The organism is Halovulum marinum, from assembly GCF_009697225.1.
GTDB classification, from domain to species: Bacteria; Pseudomonadota; Alphaproteobacteria; order Rhodobacterales; family Rhodobacteraceae; genus Halovulum; species Halovulum marinum.
This window is the reverse complement of sequence record NZ_WIND01000028.1, coordinates 1-23,993: the sequence shown is the minus strand read 5'-3', so window position 1 is coordinate 23,993 and position 23,993 is coordinate 1. Positions and strand designations below refer to the sequence as shown.

The window sequence follows — 23,993 nt, the reverse complement described above, 5'->3', positions numbered from 1 at the left end:
CGCGGTTCGTGGTCAGCGGGCGAATGCGGGGTTCCTGACCGACCCCGCCAGACCGGTCCCACCACATGCTGTCGGTATGACTTGCCCGCCGCTTCGGCGCAAAATGGACGAATAGCTCAGTTGGGTAGAGCGCACGACCGATAATCGTGAGGCCGGAGGTTCGAGCCCTTCTTCGTCCACCAACACTTCACCGGCGCGGGGCCACGGACGCCCCGGAGGAAGCTGCTCCCCGGCTCATCCCGGGCGCCGGTTCCAGGTATTCCGCGTTCTCCATCCGGCGGGGGTCGCGGTCTCAGGTTCGCCGGATGCTCCCGTGCTGGGCGTCGGTACGGGTCAAGACAATGCTGAGCTCCGTTTGCGATGCATAGGGCGCCCCGAGTTATCCGGGTGGCTGGCCGAGCGGTCGAAGGCGGCAGTCTTGAAAACTGATGGGCCCGTAAGGGTCCCGGGGGTTCGAATCCCTCGCCACCCGCCAATACGGATGTCGTGGGATTCGAAGCAGCAGCGAAGGCGCAAGGAACGCCACCGGTTCGAGTGACGCCGCGCCGATCTCGAGAGTTTCGAAGCAAGAGTTAGACATGGATGGGTGGCTGAGTGGTCGAAAGCACCGTCTTGGAAAGGCGGCGGGCGCGCAAGCGTCCCGCGGGTTCGAATCCCGCCCCATCCGCCATCGAAGGCCGCGGGATTCGAAGCGTCAGGAAGGCGCGCGAAGCGCCACTGGTTCGAGCGCAGCGCGCCGACCATGACGCCGGCAAGAACCCCGCCCCATCCGCCATGAACGCCCAAATCTCGACAGCCCTGCCACGTTTGTGCTTCGGTGTTTCAAGGCTTCAGCAGAGGGTTGACGGAGGGAGGCATGGGCGAGAAAGACGAAAGGGCGCGCGCCGTCCGGCGCGCGATGTTTCGGGTCGCGGCGAAGGACTTCGAGTATGTCGCGCTCGTAGGTCTGTTGCGCTCGACCTTCTTCCTGGCGTGCGCTTGCCTCCTGATGATCTGGATATCCGCAGAAGCGGGGCAGATGGCGAATGACTGGCTCAGGCCCAATCCAGGGTACGTGGATCAAGGCATTGAAATACTTCTTGTGATCATTGCTGCGCTTTTGGCCCTGATCTTCCCGGGGTTGCTCGGGTTCTGGGCGATCACCGCGATCGACGAGGCGTTCTGCAGGCGCGCCTCAGAGCGCCGAAACCGCCGCGTCGCCAGGGAACTCAGGTCTGTCGGAGAAGATCCCATAATCAGCGAAGAAGATTTGTACAATGTCCGCAGGCTGTCCGAGGACGACGGACTCCATCTTCCTCCAAGTCATTTGTTCATTGCGCCAAGCGCACGCAAGCTGGTCGTTTCTCTCTTTCAGCTTTGCGAGCTTATAGGCACGCTAGACGACGACTCGATGGGCGGAGGCTTCCGATAATTGGTTGCCGACAGCTGCAGATCACCGGGTGACCCGGCGCACGGACCGAACAATCCCACCACCCCGTCTGACGGCAGCCTCGAGCGGCTTTCGTCACGCGCGGTGGAGCAGAGGTCAGCTCGGCTGGCTCATGACCGGCAGGTCGGCGGTTCGAACCCGCCCCGCGCAACCATTCGGACGCCATGAGCCTGGCACCTACCCCCCGAACTGCTCCAGCGGCGCGGCTGCGCCATCTCTGAGCTCCAACAGTCGGCCCCATGCCTCCCTGAAGCCGCGCACATCCACGACCATATCCCGCGAGCCTTTCGGCCAGGAGTGATACCTGACATTCGCAGTGCTCGCAGTGAGCATTCTGTTCACCACCGACATTTGAGGCTGCTGAGACGATACTCCGCCATCATCCGAGATCGTGTATGGCTTGCTGTCATTGTCGAACCTGACAAGCGGCTTGCGACCCGGGTAGGTGTGTAAACCGGCCGAGATATACGGTCCCGACTTGCCGAGAAAGTATACCTGAAATGGCGCGGTTCGCGGTGACGCGCCGAAGGTTCCAGCGAAACATCTGCGAACGTTTGTGACCTTGTCCCGGGTGCAGTCCGCGCTCCAGTTCTGGTTCACCTTCCGAGCTTCGGCAATCGCTTCTGCGCGAGCGATCCTGGGATCGGTCGATGAACTCCCGCAAGAAGAAAGAAGCACCACAATTGCAGCAGTCAGAATTCGTTTCATTTAACCCCCTGACGTTCGCCTGGAAGCAAGTCCAGATCGATCCTGAAAATGACTTCGATGTTCATCCGACTGGGATCGTAGTCCATTGCGACGCCGGAATCATCCCGTGTGATCGCGAAGCGATGTCCGGCCGGCCAATTCATCGGAGCACCAGTGACCGGCCGCACGGATCGAACAATCCCACCACCCTGTCTGACGACAGCCTCGAGAGGCTTTCGTCACGCGCGGTGGAGCAGAGGTCAGCTCGGCTGGCTCATAACCAGCAGGTCGGCGGTTCGAACCCGCCCCGCGCAACCATTTGGACGCCATCCATCGAACACCGGAGTACCGTACGTTGGACGACACCCAGGACCTCATCTTTCGGCTCCGCAGGCGCGCGGAGATCCGGCGCCAGATCCCGGTACGCAGGAGCGTTCAGGAGGGAAAGCGCGACCGTCTTGCGCATCTTCTCGAGGAGGCCGCCGATGCCCTCGAGAAGACCCTGCCGCAGCAGGCGGCAAACCGCTGAAGGATCATGCGTCCGGTTTTCATCCGTCACTCCCATACTGCTGGGGCAGTCCAATACCAGGGAGAGAACCGATGTCGCTCATCGACAAGCTCACGGTCGCGCATTGGGGCCACGACGACGACGACCATCGCATTGAAGAACTTGCGGTCACGGATGCGGCGGCCTCAGAGGCCCTGCCGAACTTCGTGAAGCGCTTTCTCTCCGAGAGGGGTCTCTCGGACGAGTTCGAGGGCGCCCTTGCCGAGATCTCCAGCACCCGGCCGGGCGTCGAGGGCGAGAAAAACACCACGATGTACGCGCTGCGCTTCATCTCCCTCAAGGGTCTCTCCGGCGAACTCGCCGATGCCCTCGAGGAGGTCACGGAAGCCCCCGCGCCCTGACGTACACCGGACGACCGGAGGTGCACAAGATTCCCCGTGCGAAAGGCCGGGGATGGCCGGTCCCGATCGGGACACCTCGACAATCCGACAGGGCCGCCCGGAAGTAGGGGAAGACGGGTTCCATTCCCGCGCCGGCGCATGCGGCAGTAGCTCAGAGGTAGAGCACCACCTTGCCAAGGTGGGGGTCGAGGGTTCGAGTCCCACTTGCCGCTCCAAAAATGTGGAACCCAAGTGGGACTCGAACCCACAACCCGAGGGAAGCGCGTCCTCTCTCGTCTGCTTCCCAGTAGCTCAGTTGGCAGAGCGACCGGCTGTTAACCGGTGTGTCGTTGGTTCGAGTCCAACCTGGGGAGCCATCTTTCTGGACGCGCATGGCATGATGCTGAGGGAGCCTCGCAGGGTGATGGGCGGGTGATGCCGCATCGATCGTAAAGTCCCTTGAGCGGGTTTGAATCCCGCGCGCGTCCACCAGTATGGCCGCTCTGAGCGGGCCGTCATGCACCTGTAGCTCAGCTGGTAGAGCACCGGTTTGAAGAACCGGGTGTCGGGGGTTCGAGCCCCTCTGGGTGCACCAGTTTCCGCCGCGCGGCGCCTGGCGCCGTCCCTCATGGCACTGCCACGGGGCCTGGCCACACGCCGGTCGCCCGAAGCGCGTTTTCGCGGTTCGGGATCGAGGGGCGCGGCGGATCACCATGGCGGCTCGCCGAAAGGCGCGCCGCCGCCGAGGATTGCTCCGACAGGGGCAGGATCGCGGCGCGAGGCCGGCATTGCCGGGGAACGGGCCAAGCACAGAGCCCCTACCCGGTTGTGCAAGTCGGGTAACTGCCGGGGGAAATCCTCGTAGACCGGCGGCGTGGGCCAGGGCACCAATCCCCGGACTGCGCGCCGACTAAGGTTGCCGGTCTCGCCTCGCGATCCAGGATTTGCGAAATATCCCGGGCCTTTTCATTCACCTCGTGACAGCCGACGCAGCGGAAGCTAGTGTCGGACTGAATTCTCCAAGGTGGATTATCGTTGGTACGCGTATTTCTCTGGGTCGTCCTTTCCGCACTCCTACTCTGCCTGGCCTGGGCGCTACTCCCTCACCGCGTGATCCATGTGGTCTATGTCGATGGCGAGCGCCTCAAGGAAGGCAGCGAAGAGCTGGAGCGTGTCTCGCCGCATATCATTGGCCTGAACCGCTCAGGCCCGCGGTGTCGTCTCGGGGATATCGTTGCGGGAAAAGCGAGCGAAGCCTGCCAGGACCACTGGAATTTCGACCAGACGACCTGGAGAAACGCCCACACATCCCCTCGGACGTGCGACCTCAGGGAGGGTCGGACCTATCTGGAGTTCGAGATCTCCTATCGCAGGTACGTGACGCTGCATGCGGTGCGTCTCGGGCTCGACTGCGAGACGGTCCCGTTCGCTCAGGCAACGCTCTATGAACAGGTGAAAGTACAAAGGGTCAGGACCGGCCTTCTCACGCAGGAGGACCGCGCCCATCATGTGGAGGTTCGCGCGGAACTCCACTACCTGCCGCCGCTCGAATGGAACAGGAAGGCAGGCGGTCGCTACCTCGCCGTCAGGACATCAGCCGACGAGGGGCTCAAGCGGGTGTTCTGGGGATCCGACCTATCCCGGATCGAGAGGCCCAAACCGCAACCGGCAGCCGGAGGGTCCGGGGGGTCGACGTCAAGTAACTGGGGTTGGAGCCTCTTCAAGTCCTCCCCGTCGCTTCCGACCTCCGATCCGCGCTGGAGTGCAGCTGCGATCGCCCTCGGCAGGGCGAACGCAAAAGGGTGCGGGGAGTTCACCGTGACTGCCTCCGGCAGGGCTCACTGCGTCGGCTCCGGGGAAACGTGGACCATCGACTTTCGAAATAAAAGAGCTTGGCGCTAGACGCCTGATAAGGTCCGGTCCGGGTTTGAGAGCCCCGGACTCGCCTGACATTCCCTCCCACCGGGGGTTGTCGGAGTATGGGGTGAAGGCTCCCGAAGTCCTTCGATCCGGTGGCGCTGATCTCCTGGCCTGGCGATACGAGGTCTCCGGACCGGTGACCGGAACCGAACTTTGCACTTTCCACACCGGGCGCGTAGCCTGGTGCAAGCGGAAACGCGCGGCCGAAACGGGCTGCGAAATGGGCCTCCGCCTTCCCTCATGAACCAAGATGAACTGGAGGATCTCCATGGAGACCTATACAGCCGTTCGGTTTGGCGCCGACGACACTGCCACGCTTGCCCGCTTCCGGGATATCGCCACGCTCTCGGGTATCGCCCTAAGGCCCGCGGATGACCCGGAACGCAAGTTCTTCAGCCGCATCGCGGGTAACTCGGCCCGGCTCGAGGACCTCGGCTCCGCTCTCGTTGCCGCCATGGCCGCATCGCGGAAAATGCTGGAGAACGCCGAGACCGATACCTGTCCGTTCCCGGAGATCCCGAGCCATCCAGAGGGCGTGGAGCGCACCTGGCGCGACGGTCAGCGCTCCCAGGCTCACCGCCTGCAGCGCGAAATCGGAATCCTGGCCGATATCATCGAGGAAGAGATCGGGCTCAAGGTCGAGTTTCCGGCGGCACCTGAAGGAGCCGCTCCGGAACCTGTTTAACGCTTAACTATCCGTCGCCCAGACGGATTCGCCGGAGTAGCTCAGCGGCAGAGCAACGCTCTCGTAAAGCGTGGGTCGGGGGTTCGATTCCCCCTTCCGGCACCAACATGCCAGGTCCGGGCACCCGCCCGGACCGTCAGCCGGCATAGCTCAGATGGTAGAGCGCCCGCCTTGTAAGCGGGATGCCGGGGGTTCGATCCCTCCTGCCGGCACCAACAATGCCCCCGTGGCGGAACAGGAAGACGCGCCGGCCTCAAACCCCGGTGCCGCAAGGCGTGCCGGTTCGACCCCGGCCGGGGGCACCAGTTCGATGACCGAAACGCTTCGAACTTTCGCCGTATTGTCGCGCATATTGGCCAGAGATTCCAAGGAAAGGCATTCAAATGGCGCTCGGCATGTTCAAGGTGATCGCTGGTGATTTCGCTACCAACGGCGACCACCAGTACGCAAATGGCATCTTCCACCTGAAATCGGACGGCAAGTTCTTCCGCGAGAAGATCCCCGCGTCCGAAATCGAGGTGATCGAGGAAACCTCCGAGGAGCAGATCCGGACCGCCGGCGGATCCATAGGATGGGGTCTTGCCGGCGCAGTTGTTGCGGGGCCCCTTGGCGCGGTCGCCGCAGGTCTCATCGGCGGGAAGAAGAATACCGTCACCTTCATATGCAAGTTCAAGGACGGGCGGAAGTTCATCGGCGTCATTCCGAGGCGCGACTTCGAGAAGATCATGGCGCCTCGCCGACTCGCTGAGATCTGAGAGACCGCTGTCCACGCGATCGGAGGGTCACTCGACATCTCCAAGGCACCGGCAACATCGCCTGATTTTCACTCGGCGATGCCAAGATAGCCCTGAGCGCCGAACGGCGCATATCGAGTTGCCCATGCAGAGAAAAAGGAAGTTTCCAAGATGATCGACGCCGAGGACCAGCTGGATAAGGGACAGCGCGTTGCGCTCACCCGGATCTTTGACCGCTTCCAGGTCATCACCCAGGAGGGCGTCCTGGGAAAAGCCCTCCCCGCTGACTGGAAGGCCATCATCGATCCCTCTCCTTCCGGAGGTAACGAGCTGGTCTCGATCGAGCCTTCCAGGATCGAGAAGATCGCAGAAGCGTCCGAGATGCCCACACCCTGACATACGTGGCGGCTTAGCTCAGCTGGAAGAGCGCCTCGTTTACACCGAGGATGTCGGCGGTTCGAACCCGTCAGCCGCTACCAGAGCTCCTGCGAACGGTCCTGCCGTTCCGGAGACCGTCCGTTGGCCCGTGGCGGTATAGCAAGTCCCGCTCAGCTCGTGCGTCCGTGGGGGTACGCACAAACTGCGCGGGGGTCGGATGGCGCGGGGTCCAGCCCGCGCCGGCCAACGGGCCGCCAATCTCGATGAAAACCGAAAAGGTCGAACGATGGGACTTCCTGATGCGGCCCTGAAGGGCCTTGCGGGCGCGCTTGCCGAGGATCTCGGCGGAACCACCGCCCCCGGCGCGAGAGCCGACGACATTCTTCGCGAAAAGGAGAAGTTTCTCGCGAAGGTACGCGAATACGCTGCCTTCAGCCGTGAAGCCAGGCTCGAGGCCGAGGTGGCGCGGCTCCGCGGCAACCTCAAGACCATTGCCGGTCTCTGCAAGCGCCCGATCGATGCCGACCAGGCCCTCCTGAACAGGAAGCTCGGGGAGATCTACGATACCGTGGACCTGTTGCCGGATCTCGACCTGGAGACCGACCTTGCCTGGATGAAGGCCAACGGTCACTCACCAGAGACCCCGTCCGCATGAGTGGCCGGGTTTCCTGCATCATGTCTCGGCCAGCCAGATTCCGGCGTTCAAGCCCACCAGGAAACCAAATGCGGCCACCTCCTGGAGGCCCACGCCGCGCCCGGCCACGGCGATCAGGAGGACGAACATCAGGATCGCGCTCCAGAAAGCGGAGGTTGCAATTCTCACCGGCATAAGTTCCGGAAGCTTGAACAGCTTGCTGGCGGCGTAGATCCCACTGAAGCCGGTCACCGCGCCCCGGAAGACCTCCGGCATGATCACCGCGCCGACGTCACTGAGAAAGGGGATGAGACTGTCCTCGAAATACGGGGTGATGTACCAGCTGTAGAGAAAAACCGCAATCGAGGCCGGAAGGTAAGCCAAGGGAGTGACGACGATCGCCACAATGATCGAGTACAATGTTTTTCGACCGGCCGCTTCCATCTGTCCTCTCCTTGATTTCGCCGCGAAATCCACAATGACGCCGCGGTCTCCTCTTGCGCCGACTAGCAGTCGCGTTCATTATTCGCAAGTCCGATCCAGCCGGGTCGGCCCTCAGCCCAGGTGGCGGAACAGGTAGACGCACCATCTTGAGGGGGTGGCGCCGCAAGGCGTGCGGGTTCGAGTCCCGCTCTGGGCACCAGTTTCAAAGAAACTCCCTGAACGCTCCGGGGAGCGTTCAAGGCGACCAGAGCGGGGTTCGAAGCGGAACGGAGGCACAAGCGAAGCGCGGGGCCGACCATTCCGCCGGCAAGAGTCCCGCCCTGGGCCCCAGATCGAAGATCGATTCCGGAAACGTGGGTGAGTGGTCGAAACCAGCTCCCTGCTAAGGAGCCAGGCCCGCAAGGGTCTCGCGGGTTCGAATCCCGCCGTTTCCGCCAAATATCGAGTTGCCAGATTCGAAGCGGCAGGGAGATGCCTGGAGCGCCACCGGTCCGAGCGACACGGCATCGACCATGCCGCAGGCAAGAATCCCGCCGTTTGCGCCAACCCGATCGAGCGCGGCCTCCGCGCTCCATTGCCCGATCGTCTAGTGGTAGGACACCTGATTTTGGCTCAGGCAGCTGTGGTTCGAATCCACATCGGGCATCCACATATCGAAAAGTCGGTCTCAGTTTGAAAGGAGAATCCCATGAGCCTTCTGCAGACGATCCGCGCCGACGCGCTTGCCGCGCGCAAGGCGAAAGCACCCGAGGCCGGCGTCCTGGTCACGCTGATCGGAGAAATCGATACGAAGGCGAAACTGCGTCCGGCTGGTTCGGAGTTGACCGACGACGAGGTCGTAGCGGTCGTGAAGAAATTCGGTCGCAAACTGCCAAACGCATCACGCAGTGACTGCGGATCCCCTGCCTCCGGGACCGGCAGGTCGAACAGGTCCGCAATCTTCGAAAGCAATGCGGGGCGCGCGGCTTCCGGCACGGTATCAGCGAGATCGTCGAGGCCCTTCATCGTGTAGAAGGCCTGCCCGATGTTCTCGGGATCGGTCCAGTCCGTGCTCATCAAACTCCCTCCCGCTGAGACCCCTTCCAACCCACTGGATTGGTGGGGGAGGTGTATCGGGAGGTGACTTGAGCGCCATCGGCGCTCTCCGGTTCCTGAGGAAGTTTCACTGCCTTCTCCATGATGCTGTAGCCGTATCCGTCGCCCCGCATGCGCATCTGCAGCTCCTCCTGCCGGATCGGATCCCCCGCAAGCGGAATGATCTGGGTGAACTCCCGCCTACCCTTGCGCACCTTCTTCTCGATGAGCCGCGGAGGTGCGTATCGATCCATGAATGCCTGGCGAGCCTCCCGGCCCCTGCCCCAGATGTCGGGGCGGGAGGTCGAGAGAAGGGCCCACAGATCTTCGGTTTTCGTCGGACGCGGGGTCCCGGTCAGGTGGGTGAGAAATCCGCCTCTGGCCAGCGGGATCGGTGCGACGAAATCGGCCGCGTCGAGATCCCCCTTCAGGGTTCCGAGGATCGCCAGGGTTCGCTGGGCATGCTCGTTCTTCAGGTTGTGCGCCTCGTCCGTGAAGACAAGATCCCACCGGACAGCCCGAAGCTTCTCTTCGTGGCGCTTGGCGATATCGTAGTTGATCACGACGATATCGGTCTCGGGGAACTCGTCTCCTTCTGCGTAGCCGACCGAGAGATCCTTGTTCATGATCCATTTTTCGATTTCGCGGGGCCACTTCAGCCGCATGTTCGCCTGGCAGAACACGAGGATGCGCTTCGCCTGTGGGCGGCCGTTGATGATGCCGATCGCCTGCATGGTCTTGCCGAGCCCCATGTCGTCGGCGATGATGCCGCCTTTCGCCTCGTCCAGGATGGCCTGGATCCCGGTCTTCTGGAACGGGAGGTAGTCGAGATCATCCGGCGCGAGAACCGCAAAGTCGGCAGGGGCCTCGTGAAAATTGCTCCGCTTGATGTTGGCGTGGAAAATGGCCATGCGTTCGCGGAGCCTGGCGCGCGCCGCATCGATCATGAACGGCTCGAGGTTGGCCGCGATGAGAGGATCCCGCGTGATGTACGGGCGCTCGCCGAACGCGGCCACGATCCGCTCGCCCGGATTGCGCAACGGCATCCACCCGGCGCCCTCGAGCAGCTGGCGCCGCGCAATGTTGGCGTTCGAGCAGTTCGCTATGAACTCGTTCGTTCCCGCTGCGATTTTCAGTGGCTCGTTGCCGGCATCGGGCGCTGTGCCGAGAAACGCACCGATGTCATCGTCGCCTTCATGACGGCCACGCGCCATCTCGAGCATCCTCCGGGTATCGCCGGGGAAGTGCGCGCCATGCTTCCAGTCCATGTACGCGGCCACGTAGATCGCCGGCGGCGCCGATGTGTAGCGCGTGCTCCAGACTTCCAGTCCGTCTCTGCCGCTGAGACGATTCAGCCCCTGCAGGAAGAGCCAGTTCTCGACCTGGCGGGTGAAGAGGTGGCGCGGCGCGCTGACGGTGACGTTATGCGTCGGGCCGAGCCTGCTCCCCGCTTTCGGATCGCGCTTCCCGATCGTTACCTTGAAGGACATGGCGAAAACTCCCGCATTTTCGGGAAAGTATGGCCTGGGGGTTGGAAAACCGGAAGAGGCCGCACGCTGCGTCCACACCTTTCCGCGCACCCGCCTGGGTTGTGAATTTTCCAAAAATATATTCGTTGACCATCTGGCGCGGCGACCCAACTGCACACCGTGGACGTGCGAGAAAGGAAAGTTTGGCGCTATGCGAAGAAATGCTGGACATCTGCGGAAAACTGGGGTTTAGATCGGATATGATAACGCGAAAAACTTAATGGCGCGGAGGTAGAACGCGCTTTACCGGAGCAATCGGATGCGCTGCAACGCATCTGCTTCGGGTTTCAGAGGGTTGCCGCCCTCAATCAGCTAAGGAAGCGGCCTTGCCCGGTCGCGACAGAGGACATACGGATATGAGCTCGAGTAAAAAGCCAGGCACCGCCTCGAAGTCACGGAAGAAAGCTCCGGAGACAGGTCGGGCGTTCGACGCGGAACGCGACTTCTCGATTGAGACAATCACGCCGGAAGACGCGAAAGCGCTCCTCGAAACCGCGGTCAATCCCCACGAGGATGAGCGTGCGATCGAGACCTATGCGCAGGTCATGGAAGCCGACAGCTGGGTGATGAACGGGCAGCCGATCATCATCGACGAAGAGGGGAAGCTCCTCGACGGCGTCCAGCGCCTGAATGCCTGCGTCCGCTCCCGCAAGCCGTTCACCACGGTCGTTGCCCGCAATGTTCATTCCGATATCCTTCATACCATCGACCAGCACCGTCGACGGAACTACCAGGGTGTCCTCGAGGCGCGCGGTGTCGAGGATTCCGGAACCATCCAGCGCCTGATGTCCAAGCTGATCCGCATCGAGAACGGAGTCCTGGGCAAGGAGGCGGTGAGCATCAGCTGGTCGCGCTTCGATCGCGTGCTCGCGGCAAACCCGGAACTCCACGAGGCGGTGAAGGTCTCGAACCGCTTCAGCAAGGCCATGCTTCACTCTACGCCGCGTCCGGTGCTCTGCTTCATGGCGCTGCGGGCGGGCAAGGAAGACGAGCTGGAAAACTTCCTCCAGCAGCTGACTTATCACCACACCGAAGGCCTCGACAGCCCTGCGCGCATGTTCGGGATACAGCTTGGCATGTGGCAGGAAGCCTCGAAGGAAGCGCGCCGCATGGGCCGCTCCGGCAATGTCCAGAACGTCGATAGCGTTCTCGCGCACGCGATCCTTCACTTCAACGCCTACTGCCGCGGTGAAAAGCTTGCCGCGCCGCTCAGCTGGACTCCGGACTATGGTAGTCGTGAGATCACCAGGACCCTCAATGGCAAGGAGAAGACCGAGAAAGTGCCCGCTACGGAAGCGGACTTCGACCGCAAGGCCGCGCCAGCGAATCTCGGCATGCCGGTAATGGATGGATACCCCGGCCTTCGCGAGGGGCGGTTCGACCCCTCCCAGCCGACGGATGACCTCAAGGGCGAGCTCGCGGACATCGTGCACACCGGGGCCGAGCGCGGCGCCGGAGAAGCCTTCGTGACCATGGTCACCGTCACTCCCGACATGGCGACCCACTGGCTCTCGTCGAAGATCAACCGCAAGAACCGCAAGACGCAGAAGAACCATGTCAACGCGATTGCGCGGGACATCAAGGCCGGCAACTGGATGATGAACGCCCAGCCGATATGCTTCACGAGCGATCCGCTCGTGGAACACGAGGCCGGAGAGGAGCTCCGCCTGCTGAACGGTCAGCACCGCCTGCTCGCCATTCGTGACGCGGGGATACCGATTGAACTTCCCATCGCGGGGAACATCCCCGAAGAGGCATTCGCCACCTTCGACACGCATGCCAAGAGGACTGTCCGCAGATCCGGACCGAAGGCCGACGACCGGGTTCTCATCGCCGCAGCGAGGTTCCAGTTCAAGGAAGACAACCAGATCCCGCTGTCGAGCGGCAACACGATGACGCTGACATCCAGTGAGCTCATCAAGGTTCTCGAGGAGCATCCCGGTCTCGCCGACAACTTTGCTCACTCGCGCAAAGTGGGCATGCAGCAACTGGGTTCGGCCGGGGTGATGACCTACTTCATCTATCGCGTGAAGCGGGAGCGGCCCGACCTCGCCGACGAGTTCCTGAGCAAGATCGAGTCCGGTCTCAACATCACCGAGTCCCAGGACCCTGCCGGCAAGCTGCGCCGCGAACTGGCGAAGACCACGCCGGGATCGCGCGGCCGCACGAGGAAGGAGCAGATCGAAGCCCTGATCTCCCACTGGAATGCGTATACCCGCTGGGCCGACAACAAGAAGGCCAAGGCGCCCGCAGCGAAGAAGGCCGCCAAGGAGGACGAAGAGGTCCAGGACAACCTGTTCTGAGAAGGTCGCCAGCGAACGCGACTCCAGGAGGGGGGCCGGGTGGAAACGCCCGGCCCCTGGCTTGTCTGTGCCCACGTTGACCTGCGCCGGGTTGTCATGCTGAATGTGGACGAAAAGCAAATTTCTTCCGGAGATTTCCGCATGTCCCGATCAGCCACCGGCATTGGCCTCACGGACTGGGATCGCTCGCTCATCGCGCGCTACCTCGATTTCTACGAGGAACTCGCCTCGGGGCGGCGAAAGCCCTCCACCGAGGCGCAGGCGCGGTTCATCGAAGTGGCGGCGGGTCGGGCGGAACCGCGCACCCAGCACGAGATCGCCTACTGGCGCTACCTGGCCACCTCTCCGGCGGGTCCCTCGCCAATTTCGCCCGCGCCCGCGCCCGCACCGGCACCCGTCGAGATCGTCGAGGCGATCGACGAGATGGACGAGGCGGACCTCGTGTCCGGATACTCGCGCCGGGTCGGCCGGGGGCTCGGCCGACTCCAGGTCGAGCTGCGCGATCGGGCGGCCGGGCTTCGCGACCGCAGCAGCCAGGCCGCCATGTGGGTGTCGACGCTGACGGCCGAGACCGAGTGGGCCCGGCAGGTCGAGCGCTGGTCGGCGGACCAGTTCAACACGCTGTCGAACGCCTACACCCAGGAAATGGATGCCGAGTTCATCCGGAACGCCATCGGCACACCGATCACGCACCGGATTCTCGATGGCGGCCATTCGCTCGCGGGATCCTGGGAGGCGGCGCGCAACGCCCTGGCCGACGACAGTTTCTGGTCCGAACTGCGAGGCTGGACTGGCGCCTACGCTTCCGACCTCTCCTCTGTAGTCGGCATGCCGATCACCACCCTCTCGGCCGAGAGTCTATCCTGGCTGGAGGATGCCGTCGGCGCGCTCGGATTCAGCCAGGCCGACCTGGTCGACGCGCTGTCGTTCAACGCTGTCGAGCTCGCGGCAACCACGATTCCGGCGTTGGCCGCGCTGCTCAACTGGTCCGAACCCGACAAGGAAGCCTTCGCGCGCTTCGTGGGATCGAGCGGGCTCGCCGCGGTCGCCAGCGCCAATCCGCTTCTGTTCCTGGTCTCCCTCGTTTGCGCAGCGCGTGCCTTCCATCATCAGCGCAAGAAGCCGGACGGGCTGCGCCAATGGGCAGGCGGCGTGGCTTCGGGAGGCGCCCTGAGCGGCGTCGTTCTCGCCACGAGCGCCGTCGTAGCCGGCCCCGTCTGGGTAGGGATGGTCGCGGGCATTCTCGCGGTCATGACGCTGAAGCGCGCGGGGAGGTCGGTCGATGCGGCTGCCCTCATGGCCGTGATCAGGCGGATCGTCACGAGAGCGCCGCGGCGCGCCGAACTGCCGTCTCCCGCCGCAAGCTGAGCCGATCCGCGTGCGCGCGGGCGCGCAACCGCCGCGTCCCGCACAGAATATTTTGCGGGCGAGTTCTAGCTTTTTGTGCTGCGCATTCTTTCGCTTTTCCCGCGTGTGACGATACCCGGGGAAAGAGGCAAGGGAGAATGCGCATGTCCACGATCTACGGTCACTTCGTGAACCTGGACGAACGCGGCGACTACTATGCGGACGTTCGCGATGCGAATGAGAACACGGTTTTCGAGATCCGCGCGAATGACGACGGATCGATCGACCTGATCGAAGATGGCTACATGACCCACAGCCAGGATCTCGAGGGCCTCGAGGAATACCTCAAGGAGATGGAGATCATCCCCATGGAAGCGGAGCTCCTGGACCGCGACAGTTTCGAAACCCGGCTCGACGCGATGAGCGCCCCCGAGCCTTTCTGAAGGAGATGCCGATGGAATCCCGCCGCTACGTCATCGAGGTGGCCTGCACCACCGACTTCGATCTTCTCGAGCACGAGGACCGGGATCCCGCGACCGGCGAGTGCATCGTCGACGGCACCTATCTCGTCACCCAGATCGGCCCCGAGTACCCGACGGACCAGATGCGCGCGCTCGAGTTCACACGCGATTTCGGATCGATCACGGTGAACTGGGACGACTATTCCGTCCTCGCGCGCCCCGCGAAGCCCGGCGAGGAGGCTTCGCGCCGTGACCTCGGCGCGATCTCGAGCTTTTTCGAGGCCGAGGAGATCGGCGATCGCCTGCTGGCCCGCGTCGCCGTCGGTCGGCTCGTGCCGATCGAGGCTCTCGAGCGCGAAGACCTGGACGGGGACGGCAGCCCGGCCGTGGCCGGCTTCTATGCTTTCGAGGTGAAAGGCTGCGAAGGCCGGACCAGGAGCGATATCCGCGACGTCGTTCTCGAGCACTTCCACACGGAGATCGGCATAGAGAACCTCGACGACTACAACATCCAAGCGATGCTGTTGCCGTTGGAGGCCGCTGAGTTCGGCCCCGATGACCGCGGCCTCGATGACCTCGTCATGGCAGAGCCCGAGGTCGACCCCGAGCCGTGATCGACGTTGCCCCCGCGCCGCCTCCCCCGGGCGCGGGAGCAGATTGCGAAAAAATATCTTTTACTCTCCCTTCGCTTCTGCGAAAATCGCTCCTGGAGCAGAAGACCCCGGCCTTTTCCGAGCGCCGGACCAAGCAGGAGAACCCCATGGCAGACGACGCCTTCGACGACACCCAGGACGACGGCCCGCGCGATGTCCACCGCGTCACCGCGGCGGAGCTGCGCCAGTTCATCGAGCGTTACGAGCGCCTCGAGGCCGAGAAGAAAGACATCGCCGACCAGCAGAAGGAGGTCATGGCCGAGGCCAAGGGCCGTGGCTATGACCCGAAGATCATGCGCAAGCTGATCGCCCTGCGGAAAAAGGACCCGCAGGAGATCTCGGAAGAGGAATCGATCCTCGACCTCTACAAGGACGCCCTGGGCATGTGATGCCCTTGCGCCGGCCCTCGGGCCGGCGCTTCGCATTCCCCTCCGCGGAGCCCCCGAAATGTTTGCTATCCTTGTGCCGCTCGAAGCCGGCGAGCTGTTCCTCGTTCGGAGCGATGTCGGACCGACCGCCCTCCCCTGCATGGCGGGACAGGGTGGAGGCCGAACGACAGGCACAAGCCTCCGGTGGGCGCGTCGTGTCCGCGGACGACTATCGCGAAGGCACGAGCGCGGACGCCTACCTCGAAGCCTGGAGATCCAAACGATGCCACCCCTGAAGACCCTGCGCTGGGAGCTTTCCATCGAGGAGGCCGTGGACATCCTGGCTTCGGCCGAGACCCATCCGGACAGCAAGGACGAGGGACGGCCGGCCGCGGCCGCGCTCGCACGCCTCGAAGCCATGCCCGGCGTTGCCGCCGCGAAAGCCAGGAAGAACCGGCGCCCGCGCACCCAGCGCCGCGGCGTGCTCTGCTAGGAAAGCCGAGGAGAAGCCCATGGTCAGATCCCTCTTCAGCCACGCGCTCGCACTCTACATCGGGGCTGGTCTCTTCGGAGGCCTCCTGATGGCGCAGGCCGTGCCCGCCACGACCCCGGTCGGCGTTGCCTACTACACCGTGACCTGGCCGCAGCAGATCTATTGCGCGCGCGCCGATCGTGACTGCCGGCGCATCGACGAACAGGCACCGGCCTGGCTCGTGCCGCTCATGTTCGAGGATCCCGCGCGGTGAGCGCAATGGACTGGGGGAAGCTCGCGATCCGCGCGCTGCGCAATCACTATGCGAAGGAAGTCCGACCTCATGCCGAGGCGGTCGGGATCCCGCGTGCCGAGATCCTGAAGGCCGCGCACCGCGCGCTCGAGCGCGAGTTCGACCGGGCCTGGCCGGCGAGCCAGGAGGAGAAACCGGAGCGGATCCGCGTGTCCGACTCGAGACGCGACGCCTGAAGGTTCAGGCGGCCTGCCGCGCGCTCTTGACGGCGGCCTTCGCCTTGCCGAGCGTCCTGTAGCTCTCGCCGTCCCAGTGGTAGCGATTGCCGCGCTTGGCAATCGTCTCGCCAAGGTACTCGTGAAGCGAGGCCTTGCCTGCGGCCAGTTCATCGATCATGACCACGTCGACTCCCTGGTGCTCCGCGATCGATCTCAGCAGCAGGTTCGTGCGGCGCGTCTCGTCCGCCGTGTCCAGAATCCCGACACCGACGCTCCCCAGCGCGATCAGGGTCAAGCCCGAAGCGATCGCTCCAAGACTGACGCTCATTTCGTATACCATGACGGGCCCTGCGTCCGCCCAAGCGATGCCGAACGTCACGGCCCCACCCACGAAACCAAGCCATCCGATGAGCAGGAGGAAATAGAGGACCGAGCGGGCGTTGGTGTACCTGGTTTTCACCGAGAAATCCTTCCAATACAAGATATTCTGAATCCTGCTGGGATCCCCTGTGATTGCGGCGCCATTGGGGTGCGGATGGGGCCTTGTCGGGGCGAGGCCATCCGACGGCCATGCATTGCCGCCGAACGGAATCGCACACCACGCCCTGGTGTCAATCCAACTGGTGGTTCGTGTAGCGCAGCTTGCGCTCGATGACCGACGCAGTGTCCTGGCAAACGGTCGGGTCAAAATCCCGATCCATCAGCTCGACCATCGCGCAGAGATCCGTGACTTCGCGGCTCAGCAACATGCGGTTGGTGATCGAGGAATCGGTCGGATGATAGCTCTCGTAGCCGTGCATCAGCGTCTTCGCCGCAATCTTGATGACGTCCGAGGCCGCATCGATCAGCATCGCAAGACGCTCGGCTTCGGCCGGCGTCAGTTCGTAGAAGTGGTGGGACATGAGCTTTTTTCTCCTTGTTTTTGCGTACTTCGAGACGAGGCAAACCTGCGCTCCCTCAGCTTGTCCTGCCAGCGGATCTCGGAAAGCTGCTCGCCGAGTTCGAGCCGGGTGGCGACATGGGGAAAATGCCCCCTGAGCAGATCGACCTCGACCTGGAACTGGCCGCTGTCGCCGAGCATGTCCTTGAGCGGCGGCACGCCGTCGTAGACGTCGAAGGCCGTGCCGCGCCTGACTTCCGCCATGGCAGCCTCATGGCAGTCGACATGGGATCTGCAGGTGGCCGCGCGTCCCATGTCGACGGTCTTGCAGTAGCTGTAGACCGTGCCTTTCGCGATCGTGCGGTAGCAGTCGTAGCACTGATGCTCCTTGCGCGCGGTCGCCGTCCCCTGGTCGAGAACCTGCATCAGACGGCCTCCACGCGCCGCGGCACGGGATAGCCGTCGTGGACCACGCCATCGAGGGCGCGCCCCAGGGCCTTGATCTCGGACTGGTTGGCCCCACCCCACTGCTTGAAAAGAAAAGCCCTGCCTGCAGCCGCGCACTGGTCGCGAAGCCTCCGGAACCAGTCCGGATCCGCCGGTCGGAAAGACGAACCGCTCTCGCCGCCGGCAATGATCCAGTCGAGGCCCTCCGCGCCGCGCAGGTCCACCGGCTCAAGGAGAGGTTCCATGCTGAGGAACCGCACCGCAGCCGGGATCGCCGTCAGGTGGTGCGCCCGGCGGTCGAACTCCTCCTGGTTCTCGATCGTCGTGCCGAGCCAGACGTTCGCATAGCCCTGGCCCCAGTCCGCGGGCAGGTAACGCTCGATGTTCTGCGGACGCTTGGTCAGCAGGAGCCAGTCGAGGTTCGGAGTCTGCCGGACCAGCGCCCAGAGATCGCTCCGCCAGACGGGATCGATGCTCCGGTGATTGTCGAAGACATCCGCAAGCGAGGCACAGAAGACCCGGGGCCGCTCGACGGCGCCCTCGGCCTCCCGGTTCCACTTTACCGGACCGCGCCAGGACTTTGTCCGCGTGCGCGGCGCGTGCGGCCCCCAGCGCTCGCCGCCGAACCTGGCATCCCAGGCCTCGGCGTAGCAGTGGTCGCAGGCCGGCGACACCTTCGTGCAGCCGATCCATGGATTGAACGTGTGGGTGGTCCACTCGATGCCGGAATTCTCGGCCATGACGGGCTCCTTGTCGTCCCGGTTGAAAGGGGGTGCGCCGCGGAAGCCGCGACGCGGAAGATCAGGGTGAGGCGACCGGCTCCGCGAGCTCGACCTCGAACCCGTCCTGCACGGCCATCCATTCCCGGGTGATCGGCAGGTCGCGGTCGAAAACGCGATCGTAGGCCTCCAGGAAGAGCGCGTGCGCTTCCGCGGGCGGCAGAGGGACGATGGATATGCCCTCGGGAACCTCGGCATTGCCGAGCCACTCGAGCCAGCGCGCCTCATGTTTTCGGTTTTTCGCAGCTCGTCGCTCGAGGTAGAGCGCCTGGCGATCCGCCGCCTTGACGATGTCATACGTGGCGGGATCGAGATCAAAACGCTCTTCGACTGCCGCACCGAGCTTCTTCTGAGCCGTCTTTACTGCCGGGAACCGCTTCTTGACCGGCGTGATGAAGTCGGGGATCCCGAACGCCTCGTCGGCATCATGCAGAAGCGCGTAGCGCTGGATCCGCATGTCCCCGGGCGAAAGGCCCGCCACCAGGACCGAGTGCTGCGCTGTCGATAGAAAACAACCCGGGAGCACGTGCCCGTTGAACCGGCACGTATTGGACAGGGAGGCCGCGATATCCTCGATGGTCATCAGGTCCGGATCGGGATCCAGCGGATCGAAGATGATGCCGCTCGCGAGCTCGAAGCTCGTCCCCTTCGGGTCGTTCGCCTCGAAGGGCGCCCCATTCAGCATTTTGTTCATCCAGCGATCTCCCCGGTTGCTCACCGTTCGTCATAACGATAGTATATCTGCGAAAAATGTAAATGAAAAGCAATTCCGGATGAGGGAAGCCCCTGTAGTACCAGGGAACCTCCAAGTGACCGCCTCTCGGGACAGGTTGCGAGAATTGCAAGAGAGAAGGACGCACCGCATGAAGGACTTGGCCGACAGGAATGCCGAAGTCGCCCCGGTTTCGCTCAAGGGGCGCCGCTGGAGCGTCGTCGCCGCGGCCGAGGATGCGGTTACGAAGCTGGTCGCCGTCGGCATGAGCCGCGTGAACGCCCGGATCCTGGCTTCCCGGGGCATCACCCCCGAAACACTGGAGGACTTCCTGAACCCTCAGCTGCGCAACCTGATGCCCGATCCGAACACCTTCATCGACATGGACAAGGCCGTGACGCGCATCGCGCAGGCCATCAGGGACGGCCAGCGCATCGGCATCTGGAGCGACTATGACGCAGACGGCGCCACCTCAGCAGCCGTTCTGGGCCGCTTCCTGCGCATGCTCGGGCACGAGGACTTCGTCGTGCGCATTCCCGATCGGCTCACGGAGGGCTACGGGCCCAACACTCCCGGACTGCTCGACATGCAGGCGCGCCAGGGGTGTGACCTGATCTGCATCCTCGACGCCGGGATCGTCGCCTTCGAGCCCCTGGCGGCTGCGAAAGAAGCCGGGATCGAGGTGGTTGTCCTCGATCACCACATGGCCGAGGAAGAGGTTCCGGAGGCCGTGGCCGTCGTCAACCCGAACCGGCGCGACCAGCCCGAGGGTTATGGGCATCTCTGCGCCGCGGGGCTCACCTTCATCTTCTGCGTCGGCGTGACCCGCGAGCTGCGCCAGACGGGCTGGTTCGAGGGCGGCCGGTCCGTTCCCCGCTCTCGCCGTAGGTCACACCGATCGGGGTAACCCCGGCATTTGCAATGATGAGCGCCTGAAGCTCGCCGAAGGTCGTCACGTCGAGCCCCTCGGCGCCGTAAGGTGCGGTGCGCAGGGCATCGTCCACCTGGCGCGACAGAAGCCGGTCAACGACGCGCTCGGCATGCTGGCTGCAGGCAGCCCGGGCCAGGAGACGGGACGCGGGGGCGACCACGGTGCGCACGTTCGCGCAGGTGCGATCGATGAGTTCGGCCTTGCCGCGGTCGTTGAAGAGCGCCACGACTTCGGTGTCGGGCCAGCTTCCCGCAAGCGAGAGGCAGGCGGAGGTGGTGGCATCGTCGTCGCCGATCATCAGGATTGCGCGGGCCGCTCCGGCGATCCCGGCACGGCGCAGTGCATCGACATCGGAATGCGCCTCGGCGCGCACCCAGTCCAGGTTGGCCGGCACGCGGGCTTCCAGGTTCTGCGTGGTGATGATCACCCCGCGCCCATGACCGGGCTCAGTTTCCGCGATCAGGGTCTCGGTCTGGCCGGGGATATAGCCGATGAAGACGTTGTGCCCGCTCCGGGCTTCGTAAGAGGCCATGCCGGTCGCTGCCTTTCGTGCTGCAGTGGTCGTGAGGGAGATGCCCTGCCCGAGAAACCAGGCGAAACTCGCGATTGCCCCGGGCATGATCCAGAATGCGGCGAACAACCGTCCGGCGGGCGACGCGGGAGACAGGTCGCCATAGCCCACCGTGGTCCCGGTGGTGGCGTAGTAGTAGATCATGTCGGCTGCCGAGCCGGCGATCGCCTCACCCGCAAGGGAGAGGCCCGCCCAGGACGTCGTGAAGTGCGCGGCGGCGGCGAGCAGCGCGGTGCGCCAGCTCATCCGCGCCGCCAGTTCCACGGCGGTCTTGAGGATCCGGGGAAGCTGCATCATCCGAGTTCAGCCCCCGAAGGATGAGCGCGAGGAGGTCGACGAACGCGATGCGCCGAACCCGCCGCTCCTGCTGCGCGTGGAGCTCGACATCGTGGCCTTCGGCTTCACGCTCTTGACGGGGGCTACCTTTCCGCCGGACACCCGCACAGCAGATGCCTTGCTCCGGAGTCCGGTCGATGAAACGAAGGCAGCCGATGAGTTGCGCAGCCTTGCTGTCGCCGATGGCGTCGTGCTGCGGAGATTGCCATACTGGCTTGCATAGACCGGGTAGCTCGGCGAGGAGTTGAAGCCTCCACCCAGCATGTATCCCATCATCAGGGGCAGGAAGATCGAGCTGCTGTCGGTTTCGCGGATCACGGTGGTGCCGCCCGCAGGCGAGCCGCAGTTGCCCTTGCCGAATTCGGCCTCGCACTGATCGAGGGACGAGAAGCGAGGGGCGTTTTTCTCATGCTCGGCCTGGGCGGCCTTCCAGTCTTCGACGCAGGCGAGTTCCAGTTCCTGCATCGGGCTGACCGAGCCGCCTTCGGGAGTGTTGGTCGAAGCACCGGTCTTTTTCGCGTCGGCGAGGCATGCCTCCATGCTCGAGAAGACGGCAGCATTGTGCTGCTCGATCGACACCGCGGCGTCTTCCTTGCAGGCGGTCAGCGCCAGGACCGACACGGTGGAAAGGGCCAGAAGGCCCATACGGCGGGAACGTTTCATGAAATTTATCCTCAGTTCTCGATGAAATGCGGGACGAAGCGCGACAGGTCCCCTGTGATCGCGGAGAGATCGTCGCGAATACCCATGCCAACGCAGGCATCGCCCACGATCCATGAGCCGATGACAGGGCGGCGCCCGTCAAAATCTGGCAACGGCGCGAGCGACTGGATGACGTGAGGGTGGTGGCCGTAGCCGTCAGCCCCACTGGCCTCGAGGATCTTGCCTCCCGGCGCGGTCAGCCGGACGCCCGCCCCCTCCCGGGACAGCACCGGCTTGCGCGCGGTCCCCGTCTGCTCGAGAAGGAGTTTCGTGCGGCGCACGAAGGCTGTCTCGCGCTCGATCTCGTCTTCCATCAGGCAGGGCAGCAGGTTCGGGTGGCCCTCGAACATGCGCCACATCACGGCCATCAGGGCCTTGTTGGATAATACCGCTTTCCAGGCCGGCTCGATGAAACGGGTGCGCGATCCTCGGATGAGTCCGGCAAAGTCATCACGCAACATGTCTTCCCAGGGGTAGAGCTTGAAAAGCGTGCCGATCACCCGGTCTTCCTCATCAAGGAAGCGACCATCAGCATCGGCTCCGATCCCGGACAGGGCCGTGGGTACCGCTTCCACCCCGGCATCCGCCGCGGTCTCGGCGAGAACCTTGAGCGTGGCCTGGTCCTCTTCATTCTCCGGGTCGCCAGCGAAATGGATATGGGTCTCGCCCGGCTTCATGCAGGCAGGCCAACGCGCCGCGAGGGCCTCGTAAATTCCGTTGAACTGATCACATCCTTCGGAAAGCTGTCCCAGCTCGATCATGTTCTCCAGCCAGCTCCACTGGAAGACACCCGCCTCGAACAATGACGTCGGCGTGTCCGCGTTGTATTCGAGCATTTTCGCAGGGCGGACACCATCGTAGGACAGGTCGAACCGGCCGTAGAGATGCGGCTCCGCGGTGGTCCAGCTTCGGCGGATCAGGTCGAAATGCTCCTCGGGGATCGCCATCCGCAGCATCATCTCGTCGTCGCGAATGATTTCGCCCACGGCGTCCATCGCCATCTTGTGCAGCTCTGTCGAGGGGTCTTCGATGTGGTCCTCGACCTGCGCCAGGCTGAAGGCATAGGCTTCGCCGTCGACCCAGTACTCCTGGCCGTGCATCGTGTGAAAGCCGAAGCCGACCGCTTCGGCCAGCTCCCTGTAGTTCTCGCGCGGCGTGAGGGTGACAAGTTTCATCTGGGAATTCCGATGCGTTCAGGTTGCGGCATCATACGCCGGATATCAAATCGAAGTAAAGTTTTTCGCATACATGTTTATTCATCCGATGTCCGAACCGGTCGGCCGGGCGGTGGCGCGAAGGAAACGGGAGAACGAGGGCGGCAACCTGCATCGAAAGCCTGACGCAACAATTTTTCGCGAACGCGCCATTGCGGAAATCTTCTGTTTTTCGCATATTCCCGGCCCAGAAGAACACAGCGCCGGGAGGCGGCCTTGAACAACATCTATCGAGCCGATCTCGTCGCAGGGATGAGTGCCGACGAGCTGAACCGGGAAATCGCCGAGCCAGATCGCCTGGTCATTGCCCGCACTCCGTCCACCAAGGGCGTGCGTGAGATCACCACGGTTTGGGCGCCATTCGACCACGTCAATCGTTACGCCAGGGTTGCGCTCGTGAGTCTCACGCCATCGCGCATCCAGATGCGCGATGCGCTTCGGTCCTACCGCGGCTCGCGAGTGCTTGGCGAGAGCCACGCCGACGCCCTCGAAAGGGCCAGCGTTGCCGGAAGCTATACGGGCAACATGCGACGGCGGCTTGTCGCGATGCTCGATGAAGTCGGGCTTCACCATTATCTCGACATCGCCAGCACTTCAGATCTCTGGTCGAACGCTTCCGGCAAGGCGCACTTCACCTCCTGCCTGCGGTGGCCTGTCTTCGTGGGCGGCAAGAGCTACGATGGAAGTAGCCCCGGGCTTCTCGGCAGATCCGACTTCCGCTTCATGGTCGAGAAGATCCTGGCGCGCGAGATCGCCTCGCTTCCACCTGGTTGCCTCGTCATTCCGCTCGGCGCCGCTCCGAACCAGGTGGTTCGATACCTCGCCCAGAGCGACCCGGGTCTCGACCGCGGACGCATCCTTGCGGGGATTCCTCCCAGAGCAGCGACAGCGTCACGCCCGGGCGCCTGAGCTCGCGATGGATCGCCGGCCAGTCCGGCTGGGTC

30 protein-coding genes and 15 tRNA genes are annotated in these 23,993 nt (G+C 63.7%); 34 read left to right on the top strand and 11 right to left on the bottom strand.

Annotation, left to right across the window (positions count from 1 at the left end):
- The first annotated feature begins 105 nt into the window (after positions 1–105).
- The 5 genes from GE300_RS20315 (at position 106) to GE300_RS20295 (ending at position 1,583) form a co-directional block, all read left to right on the top strand.
- Positions 106–182 (top strand) — tRNA-Ile (locus tag GE300_RS20315).
- Between the two features lie 203 nt (positions 183–385).
- A tRNA-Ser gene (locus GE300_RS20310) sits at positions 386–475 on the top strand.
- Positions 476–580: 105 nt separating this feature from the next.
- Positions 581–670 (top strand) — tRNA-Ser (locus GE300_RS20305).
- Between the two features lie 186 nt (positions 671–856).
- Complete coding sequence (locus GE300_RS20300) at positions 857–1,411, top strand: hypothetical protein (protein ID WP_154449325.1); 555 nt, start codon at positions 857–859, stop codon at positions 1,409–1,411.
- A 96-nt stretch (positions 1,412–1,507) separates the two neighbouring features.
- Positions 1,508–1,583, top strand: a tRNA-Met gene (locus GE300_RS20295).
- Positions 1,584–1,606: 23 nt separating this feature from the next.
- Here GE300_RS20295 and GE300_RS20290 read toward each other — a convergent pair.
- Positions 1,607–2,137, bottom strand: coding sequence for a hypothetical protein (locus GE300_RS20290; protein WP_154449324.1), 531 nt, complete (start codon positions 2,135–2,137; stop codon positions 1,607–1,609).
- A 221-nt stretch (positions 2,138–2,358) separates the two neighbouring features.
- Here GE300_RS20290 and GE300_RS20285 point away from each other — a divergent pair.
- The 15 genes from GE300_RS20285 to GE300_RS20215 all read left to right on the top strand — a co-directional run bounded on the left by GE300_RS20285 (position 2,359) and on the right by GE300_RS20215 (position 7,376).
- Positions 2,359–2,434, top strand: a tRNA-Met gene (locus tag GE300_RS20285).
- 37 nt (positions 2,435–2,471) lie between these two features.
- Positions 2,472–2,645 carry a hypothetical protein gene (locus GE300_RS20280; protein WP_154449323.1) on the top strand — a complete coding sequence of 58 codons (174 nt, stop codon included), beginning with the start codon at positions 2,472–2,474 and terminating at the stop codon, positions 2,643–2,645.
- Positions 2,646–2,716: 71 nt separating this feature from the next.
- Complete coding sequence (locus GE300_RS20275) at positions 2,717–3,025, top strand: hypothetical protein (RefSeq protein ID WP_154449322.1); 309 nt, start codon at positions 2,717–2,719, stop codon at positions 3,023–3,025.
- A gap of 140 nt (positions 3,026–3,165) precedes the next feature.
- Positions 3,166–3,240, top strand: a tRNA-Gly gene (locus tag GE300_RS20270).
- Positions 3,241–3,305: 65 nt separating this feature from the next.
- Positions 3,306–3,381: transfer RNA gene (locus tag GE300_RS20265), tRNA-Asn, on the top strand.
- Positions 3,382–3,523: 142 nt separating this feature from the next.
- Positions 3,524–3,599: transfer RNA gene (locus GE300_RS20260), tRNA-Phe, on the top strand.
- Positions 3,600–4,039: 440 nt separating this feature from the next.
- Positions 4,040–4,906, top strand: a complete 867-nt coding sequence (locus GE300_RS20255; RefSeq protein ID WP_154449321.1) for a hypothetical protein — start codon at positions 4,040–4,042, stop codon at positions 4,904–4,906.
- Positions 4,907–5,192: 286 nt separating this feature from the next.
- A complete protein-coding gene (locus tag GE300_RS20250) occupies positions 5,193–5,609 on the top strand; it encodes a hypothetical protein (protein ID WP_154449320.1) in 417 nt (138 codons plus the stop codon).
- 30 nt (positions 5,610–5,639) lie between these two features.
- Positions 5,640–5,714 (top strand) — tRNA-Thr (locus GE300_RS20245).
- A 34-nt stretch (positions 5,715–5,748) separates the two neighbouring features.
- A tRNA-Thr gene (locus GE300_RS20240) sits at positions 5,749–5,824 on the top strand.
- Between the two features lie 5 nt (positions 5,825–5,829).
- Positions 5,830–5,914 (top strand) — tRNA-Leu (locus GE300_RS20235).
- Between the two features lie 78 nt (positions 5,915–5,992).
- On the top strand, positions 5,993–6,364 hold the full coding sequence (locus GE300_RS20230) for a hypothetical protein (RefSeq protein ID WP_154449319.1): 372 nt from the start codon (positions 5,993–5,995) through the stop codon (positions 6,362–6,364).
- A 150-nt stretch (positions 6,365–6,514) separates the two neighbouring features.
- Positions 6,515–6,739, top strand: a complete 225-nt coding sequence (locus GE300_RS20225) for a hypothetical protein (RefSeq protein WP_154449318.1) — start codon at positions 6,515–6,517, stop codon at positions 6,737–6,739.
- A 7-nt stretch (positions 6,740–6,746) separates the two neighbouring features.
- A tRNA-Val gene (locus GE300_RS20220) sits at positions 6,747–6,822 on the top strand.
- Positions 6,823–7,007: 185 nt separating this feature from the next.
- Positions 7,008–7,376: a hypothetical protein gene (locus GE300_RS20215; RefSeq protein ID WP_154449317.1), complete on the top strand. Its 369-nt coding sequence runs from the start codon at positions 7,008–7,010 to the stop codon at positions 7,374–7,376.
- A gap of 18 nt (positions 7,377–7,394) precedes the next feature.
- Here GE300_RS20215 and GE300_RS20210 read toward each other — a convergent pair whose 3' ends face one another.
- On the bottom strand, positions 7,395–7,799 hold the full coding sequence (locus tag GE300_RS20210) for a hypothetical protein (protein WP_154449316.1): 405 nt from the start codon (positions 7,797–7,799) through the stop codon (positions 7,395–7,397).
- A 114-nt stretch (positions 7,800–7,913) separates the two neighbouring features.
- Between GE300_RS20210 and GE300_RS20205 the strand changes: the two genes are divergently transcribed.
- The 4 genes from GE300_RS20205 (at position 7,914) to GE300_RS20190 (ending at position 8,811) form a co-directional block, all read left to right on the top strand.
- Positions 7,914–7,998: transfer RNA gene (locus GE300_RS20205), tRNA-Leu, on the top strand.
- A gap of 148 nt (positions 7,999–8,146) precedes the next feature.
- A tRNA-Ser gene (locus GE300_RS20200) sits at positions 8,147–8,236 on the top strand.
- Between the two features lie 138 nt (positions 8,237–8,374).
- Positions 8,375–8,448: transfer RNA gene (locus tag GE300_RS20195), tRNA-Gln, on the top strand.
- A gap of 39 nt (positions 8,449–8,487) precedes the next feature.
- The gene (locus tag GE300_RS20190) at positions 8,488–8,811 is read left to right on the top strand and encodes a GatB/YqeY domain-containing protein (protein ID WP_154449315.1); all 324 of its coding nucleotides are present in this window, start codon (positions 8,488–8,490) and stop codon (positions 8,809–8,811) included.
- A 43-nt stretch (positions 8,812–8,854) separates the two neighbouring features.
- Here GE300_RS20190 and GE300_RS20185 read toward each other — a convergent pair whose 3' ends face one another.
- Positions 8,855–10,363: an SNF2-related protein gene (locus GE300_RS20185; protein WP_154449314.1), complete on the bottom strand. Its 1,509-nt coding sequence runs from the start codon at positions 10,361–10,363 to the stop codon at positions 8,855–8,857.
- Positions 10,364–10,758: 395 nt separating this feature from the next.
- Between GE300_RS20185 and GE300_RS20180 the strand changes: the two genes are divergently transcribed.
- The 8 genes from GE300_RS20180 (at position 10,759) to GE300_RS20145 (ending at position 16,495) form a co-directional block, all read left to right on the top strand.
- Positions 10,759–12,705 (top strand): ParB N-terminal domain-containing protein, encoded by a 1,947-nt coding sequence (locus GE300_RS20180; protein WP_154449313.1) that lies wholly within the window; start codon positions 10,759–10,761, stop codon positions 12,703–12,705.
- 39 nt (positions 12,706–12,744) lie between these two features.
- Positions 12,745–14,073 (top strand): hypothetical protein, encoded by a 1,329-nt coding sequence (locus GE300_RS20175; protein WP_154449312.1) that lies wholly within the window; start codon positions 12,745–12,747, stop codon positions 14,071–14,073.
- Between the two features lie 143 nt (positions 14,074–14,216).
- The gene (locus tag GE300_RS20170) at positions 14,217–14,495 is read left to right on the top strand and encodes a hypothetical protein (protein WP_154449311.1); all 279 of its coding nucleotides are present in this window, start codon (positions 14,217–14,219) and stop codon (positions 14,493–14,495) included.
- A gap of 11 nt (positions 14,496–14,506) precedes the next feature.
- Positions 14,507–15,127 carry a hypothetical protein gene (locus GE300_RS20165; RefSeq protein ID WP_154449310.1) on the top strand — a complete coding sequence of 207 codons (621 nt, stop codon included), beginning with the start codon at positions 14,507–14,509 and terminating at the stop codon, positions 15,125–15,127.
- Positions 15,128–15,273: 146 nt separating this feature from the next.
- The gene (locus tag GE300_RS20160; RefSeq protein WP_154449309.1) at positions 15,274–15,555 is read left to right on the top strand and encodes a DUF2312 domain-containing protein; all 282 of its coding nucleotides are present in this window, start codon (positions 15,274–15,276) and stop codon (positions 15,553–15,555) included.
- 262 nt (positions 15,556–15,817) lie between these two features.
- Entirely contained in the window at positions 15,818–16,027 is a 210-nt protein-coding gene (locus GE300_RS20155) for a hypothetical protein (RefSeq protein ID WP_154449308.1), read from the top strand.
- Between the two features lie 19 nt (positions 16,028–16,046).
- Positions 16,047–16,280, top strand: coding sequence for a hypothetical protein (locus tag GE300_RS20150; protein WP_154449307.1), 234 nt, complete (start codon positions 16,047–16,049; stop codon positions 16,278–16,280).
- Entirely contained in the window at positions 16,277–16,495 is a 219-nt protein-coding gene (locus tag GE300_RS20145; RefSeq protein WP_154449306.1) for a hypothetical protein, read from the top strand. The genes GE300_RS20150 and GE300_RS20145 overlap by 4 nt, the downstream gene beginning before the upstream one ends.
- A gap of 4 nt (positions 16,496–16,499) precedes the next feature.
- Here GE300_RS20145 and GE300_RS20140 read toward each other — a convergent pair whose 3' ends face one another.
- The 5 genes from GE300_RS20140 to GE300_RS23340 form a co-directional block, all read right to left on the bottom strand.
- Positions 16,500–16,958, bottom strand: coding sequence for a hypothetical protein (locus GE300_RS20140; protein WP_154449305.1), 459 nt, complete (start codon positions 16,956–16,958; stop codon positions 16,500–16,502).
- 130 nt (positions 16,959–17,088) lie between these two features.
- Positions 17,089–17,379 carry a hypothetical protein gene (locus GE300_RS20135; RefSeq protein ID WP_154449304.1) on the bottom strand — a complete coding sequence of 97 codons (291 nt, stop codon included), beginning with the start codon at positions 17,377–17,379 and terminating at the stop codon, positions 17,089–17,091.
- Complete coding sequence (locus GE300_RS20130) at positions 17,355–17,783, bottom strand: hypothetical protein (protein WP_154449303.1); 429 nt, start codon at positions 17,781–17,783, stop codon at positions 17,355–17,357. Before GE300_RS20130 ends, GE300_RS20135 begins: the two co-directional genes overlap by 25 nt.
- Positions 17,783–18,544, bottom strand: coding sequence for a DUF5131 family protein (locus GE300_RS20125; RefSeq protein WP_154449302.1), 762 nt, complete (start codon positions 18,542–18,544; stop codon positions 17,783–17,785). Before GE300_RS20125 ends, GE300_RS20130 begins: the two co-directional genes overlap by 1 nt.
- Before the next feature lie 61 nt (positions 18,545–18,605).
- Positions 18,606–19,277: an HD domain-containing protein gene (locus tag GE300_RS23340; protein WP_233417242.1), complete on the bottom strand. Its 672-nt coding sequence runs from the start codon at positions 19,275–19,277 to the stop codon at positions 18,606–18,608.
- A 169-nt stretch (positions 19,278–19,446) separates the two neighbouring features.
- Between GE300_RS23340 and GE300_RS23335 the strand changes: the two genes are divergently transcribed.
- On the top strand, positions 19,447–20,202 hold the full coding sequence (locus tag GE300_RS23335) for a DHH family phosphoesterase (RefSeq protein ID WP_233417241.1): 756 nt from the start codon (positions 19,447–19,449) through the stop codon (positions 20,200–20,202).
- Here GE300_RS23335 and GE300_RS20110 read toward each other — a convergent pair.
- From GE300_RS20110 to GE300_RS20100, 3 genes are read right to left on the bottom strand one after another with little or no spacing between them, the layout of a single operon-like run.
- The gene (locus tag GE300_RS20110) at positions 20,099–21,094 is read right to left on the bottom strand and encodes a potassium channel family protein (protein ID WP_154449299.1); all 996 of its coding nucleotides are present in this window, start codon (positions 21,092–21,094) and stop codon (positions 20,099–20,101) included. The genes GE300_RS23335 and GE300_RS20110 overlap by 104 nt on opposite strands.
- 6 nt (positions 21,095–21,100) lie before the next feature.
- A complete protein-coding gene (locus GE300_RS20105) occupies positions 21,101–21,796 on the bottom strand; it encodes a DUF1190 domain-containing protein (protein WP_233417240.1) in 696 nt (231 codons plus the stop codon).
- A gap of 11 nt (positions 21,797–21,807) precedes the next feature.
- A complete protein-coding gene (locus tag GE300_RS20100) occupies positions 21,808–23,010 on the bottom strand; it encodes a glutathionylspermidine synthase family protein (RefSeq protein ID WP_154449297.1) in 1,203 nt (400 codons plus the stop codon).
- Between the two features lie 255 nt (positions 23,011–23,265).
- On the opposite strand from GE300_RS20100, the gene GE300_RS20095 reads away from it, so the two are divergent.
- Positions 23,266–23,958, top strand: a complete 693-nt coding sequence (locus GE300_RS20095; RefSeq protein ID WP_154449296.1) for a hypothetical protein — start codon at positions 23,266–23,268, stop codon at positions 23,956–23,958.
- The last annotated feature ends 35 nt before the right edge of the window (positions 23,959–23,993 follow it).

Coding starts and splice junctions, on each gene's coding strand:
- GE300_RS20300 (WP_154449325.1), top strand. CDS start 857: ATGGGCGAGAAAGACGAAAGGGCGCGCGCCGTCCGGCGCGCGATGTTT.
- GE300_RS20290 (WP_154449324.1), bottom strand. CDS start 2,137: ATGAAACGAATTCTGACTGCTGCAATTGTGGTGCTTCTTTCTTCTTGC.
- GE300_RS20275 (WP_154449322.1), top strand. CDS start 2,717: ATGTCGCTCATCGACAAGCTCACGGTCGCGCATTGGGGCCACGACGAC.
- GE300_RS20250 (WP_154449320.1), top strand. CDS start 5,193: ATGGAGACCTATACAGCCGTTCGGTTTGGCGCCGACGACACTGCCACG.
- GE300_RS20230 (WP_154449319.1), top strand. CDS start 5,993: ATGGCGCTCGGCATGTTCAAGGTGATCGCTGGTGATTTCGCTACCAAC.
- GE300_RS20225 (WP_154449318.1), top strand. CDS start 6,515: ATGATCGACGCCGAGGACCAGCTGGATAAGGGACAGCGCGTTGCGCTC.
- GE300_RS20215 (WP_154449317.1), top strand. CDS start 7,008: ATGGGACTTCCTGATGCGGCCCTGAAGGGCCTTGCGGGCGCGCTTGCC.
- GE300_RS20210 (WP_154449316.1), bottom strand. CDS start 7,799: ATGGAAGCGGCCGGTCGAAAAACATTGTACTCGATCATTGTGGCGATC.
- GE300_RS20190 (WP_154449315.1), top strand. CDS start 8,488: ATGAGCCTTCTGCAGACGATCCGCGCCGACGCGCTTGCCGCGCGCAAG.
- GE300_RS20185 (WP_154449314.1), bottom strand. CDS start 10,363: ATGTCCTTCAAGGTAACGATCGGGAAGCGCGATCCGAAAGCGGGGAGC.
- GE300_RS20180 (WP_154449313.1), top strand. CDS start 10,759: ATGAGCTCGAGTAAAAAGCCAGGCACCGCCTCGAAGTCACGGAAGAAA.
- GE300_RS20170 (WP_154449311.1), top strand. CDS start 14,217: ATGTCCACGATCTACGGTCACTTCGTGAACCTGGACGAACGCGGCGAC.
- GE300_RS20165 (WP_154449310.1), top strand. CDS start 14,507: ATGGAATCCCGCCGCTACGTCATCGAGGTGGCCTGCACCACCGACTTC.
- GE300_RS20160 (WP_154449309.1), top strand. CDS start 15,274: ATGGCAGACGACGCCTTCGACGACACCCAGGACGACGGCCCGCGCGAT.
- GE300_RS20155 (WP_154449308.1), top strand. CDS start 15,818: ATGCCACCCCTGAAGACCCTGCGCTGGGAGCTTTCCATCGAGGAGGCC.
- GE300_RS20150 (WP_154449307.1), top strand. CDS start 16,047: ATGGTCAGATCCCTCTTCAGCCACGCGCTCGCACTCTACATCGGGGCT.
- GE300_RS20135 (WP_154449304.1), bottom strand. CDS start 17,379: ATGTCCCACCACTTCTACGAACTGACGCCGGCCGAAGCCGAGCGTCTT.
- GE300_RS20130 (WP_154449303.1), bottom strand. CDS start 17,783: ATGCAGGTTCTCGACCAGGGGACGGCGACCGCGCGCAAGGAGCATCAG.
- GE300_RS20125 (WP_154449302.1), bottom strand. CDS start 18,544: ATGGCCGAGAATTCCGGCATCGAGTGGACCACCCACACGTTCAATCCA.
- GE300_RS23340 (WP_233417242.1), bottom strand. CDS start 19,277: ATGAACAAAATGCTGAATGGGGCGCCCTTCGAGGCGAACGACCCGAAG.
- GE300_RS23335 (WP_233417241.1), top strand. CDS start 19,447: ATGAAGGACTTGGCCGACAGGAATGCCGAAGTCGCCCCGGTTTCGCTC.
- GE300_RS20110 (WP_154449299.1), bottom strand. CDS start 21,094: ATGATGCAGCTTCCCCGGATCCTCAAGACCGCCGTGGAACTGGCGGCG.
- GE300_RS20105 (WP_233417240.1), bottom strand. CDS start 21,796: ATGAAACGTTCCCGCCGTATGGGCCTTCTGGCCCTTTCCACCGTGTCG.
- GE300_RS20100 (WP_154449297.1), bottom strand. CDS start 23,010: ATGAAACTTGTCACCCTCACGCCGCGCGAGAACTACAGGGAGCTGGCC.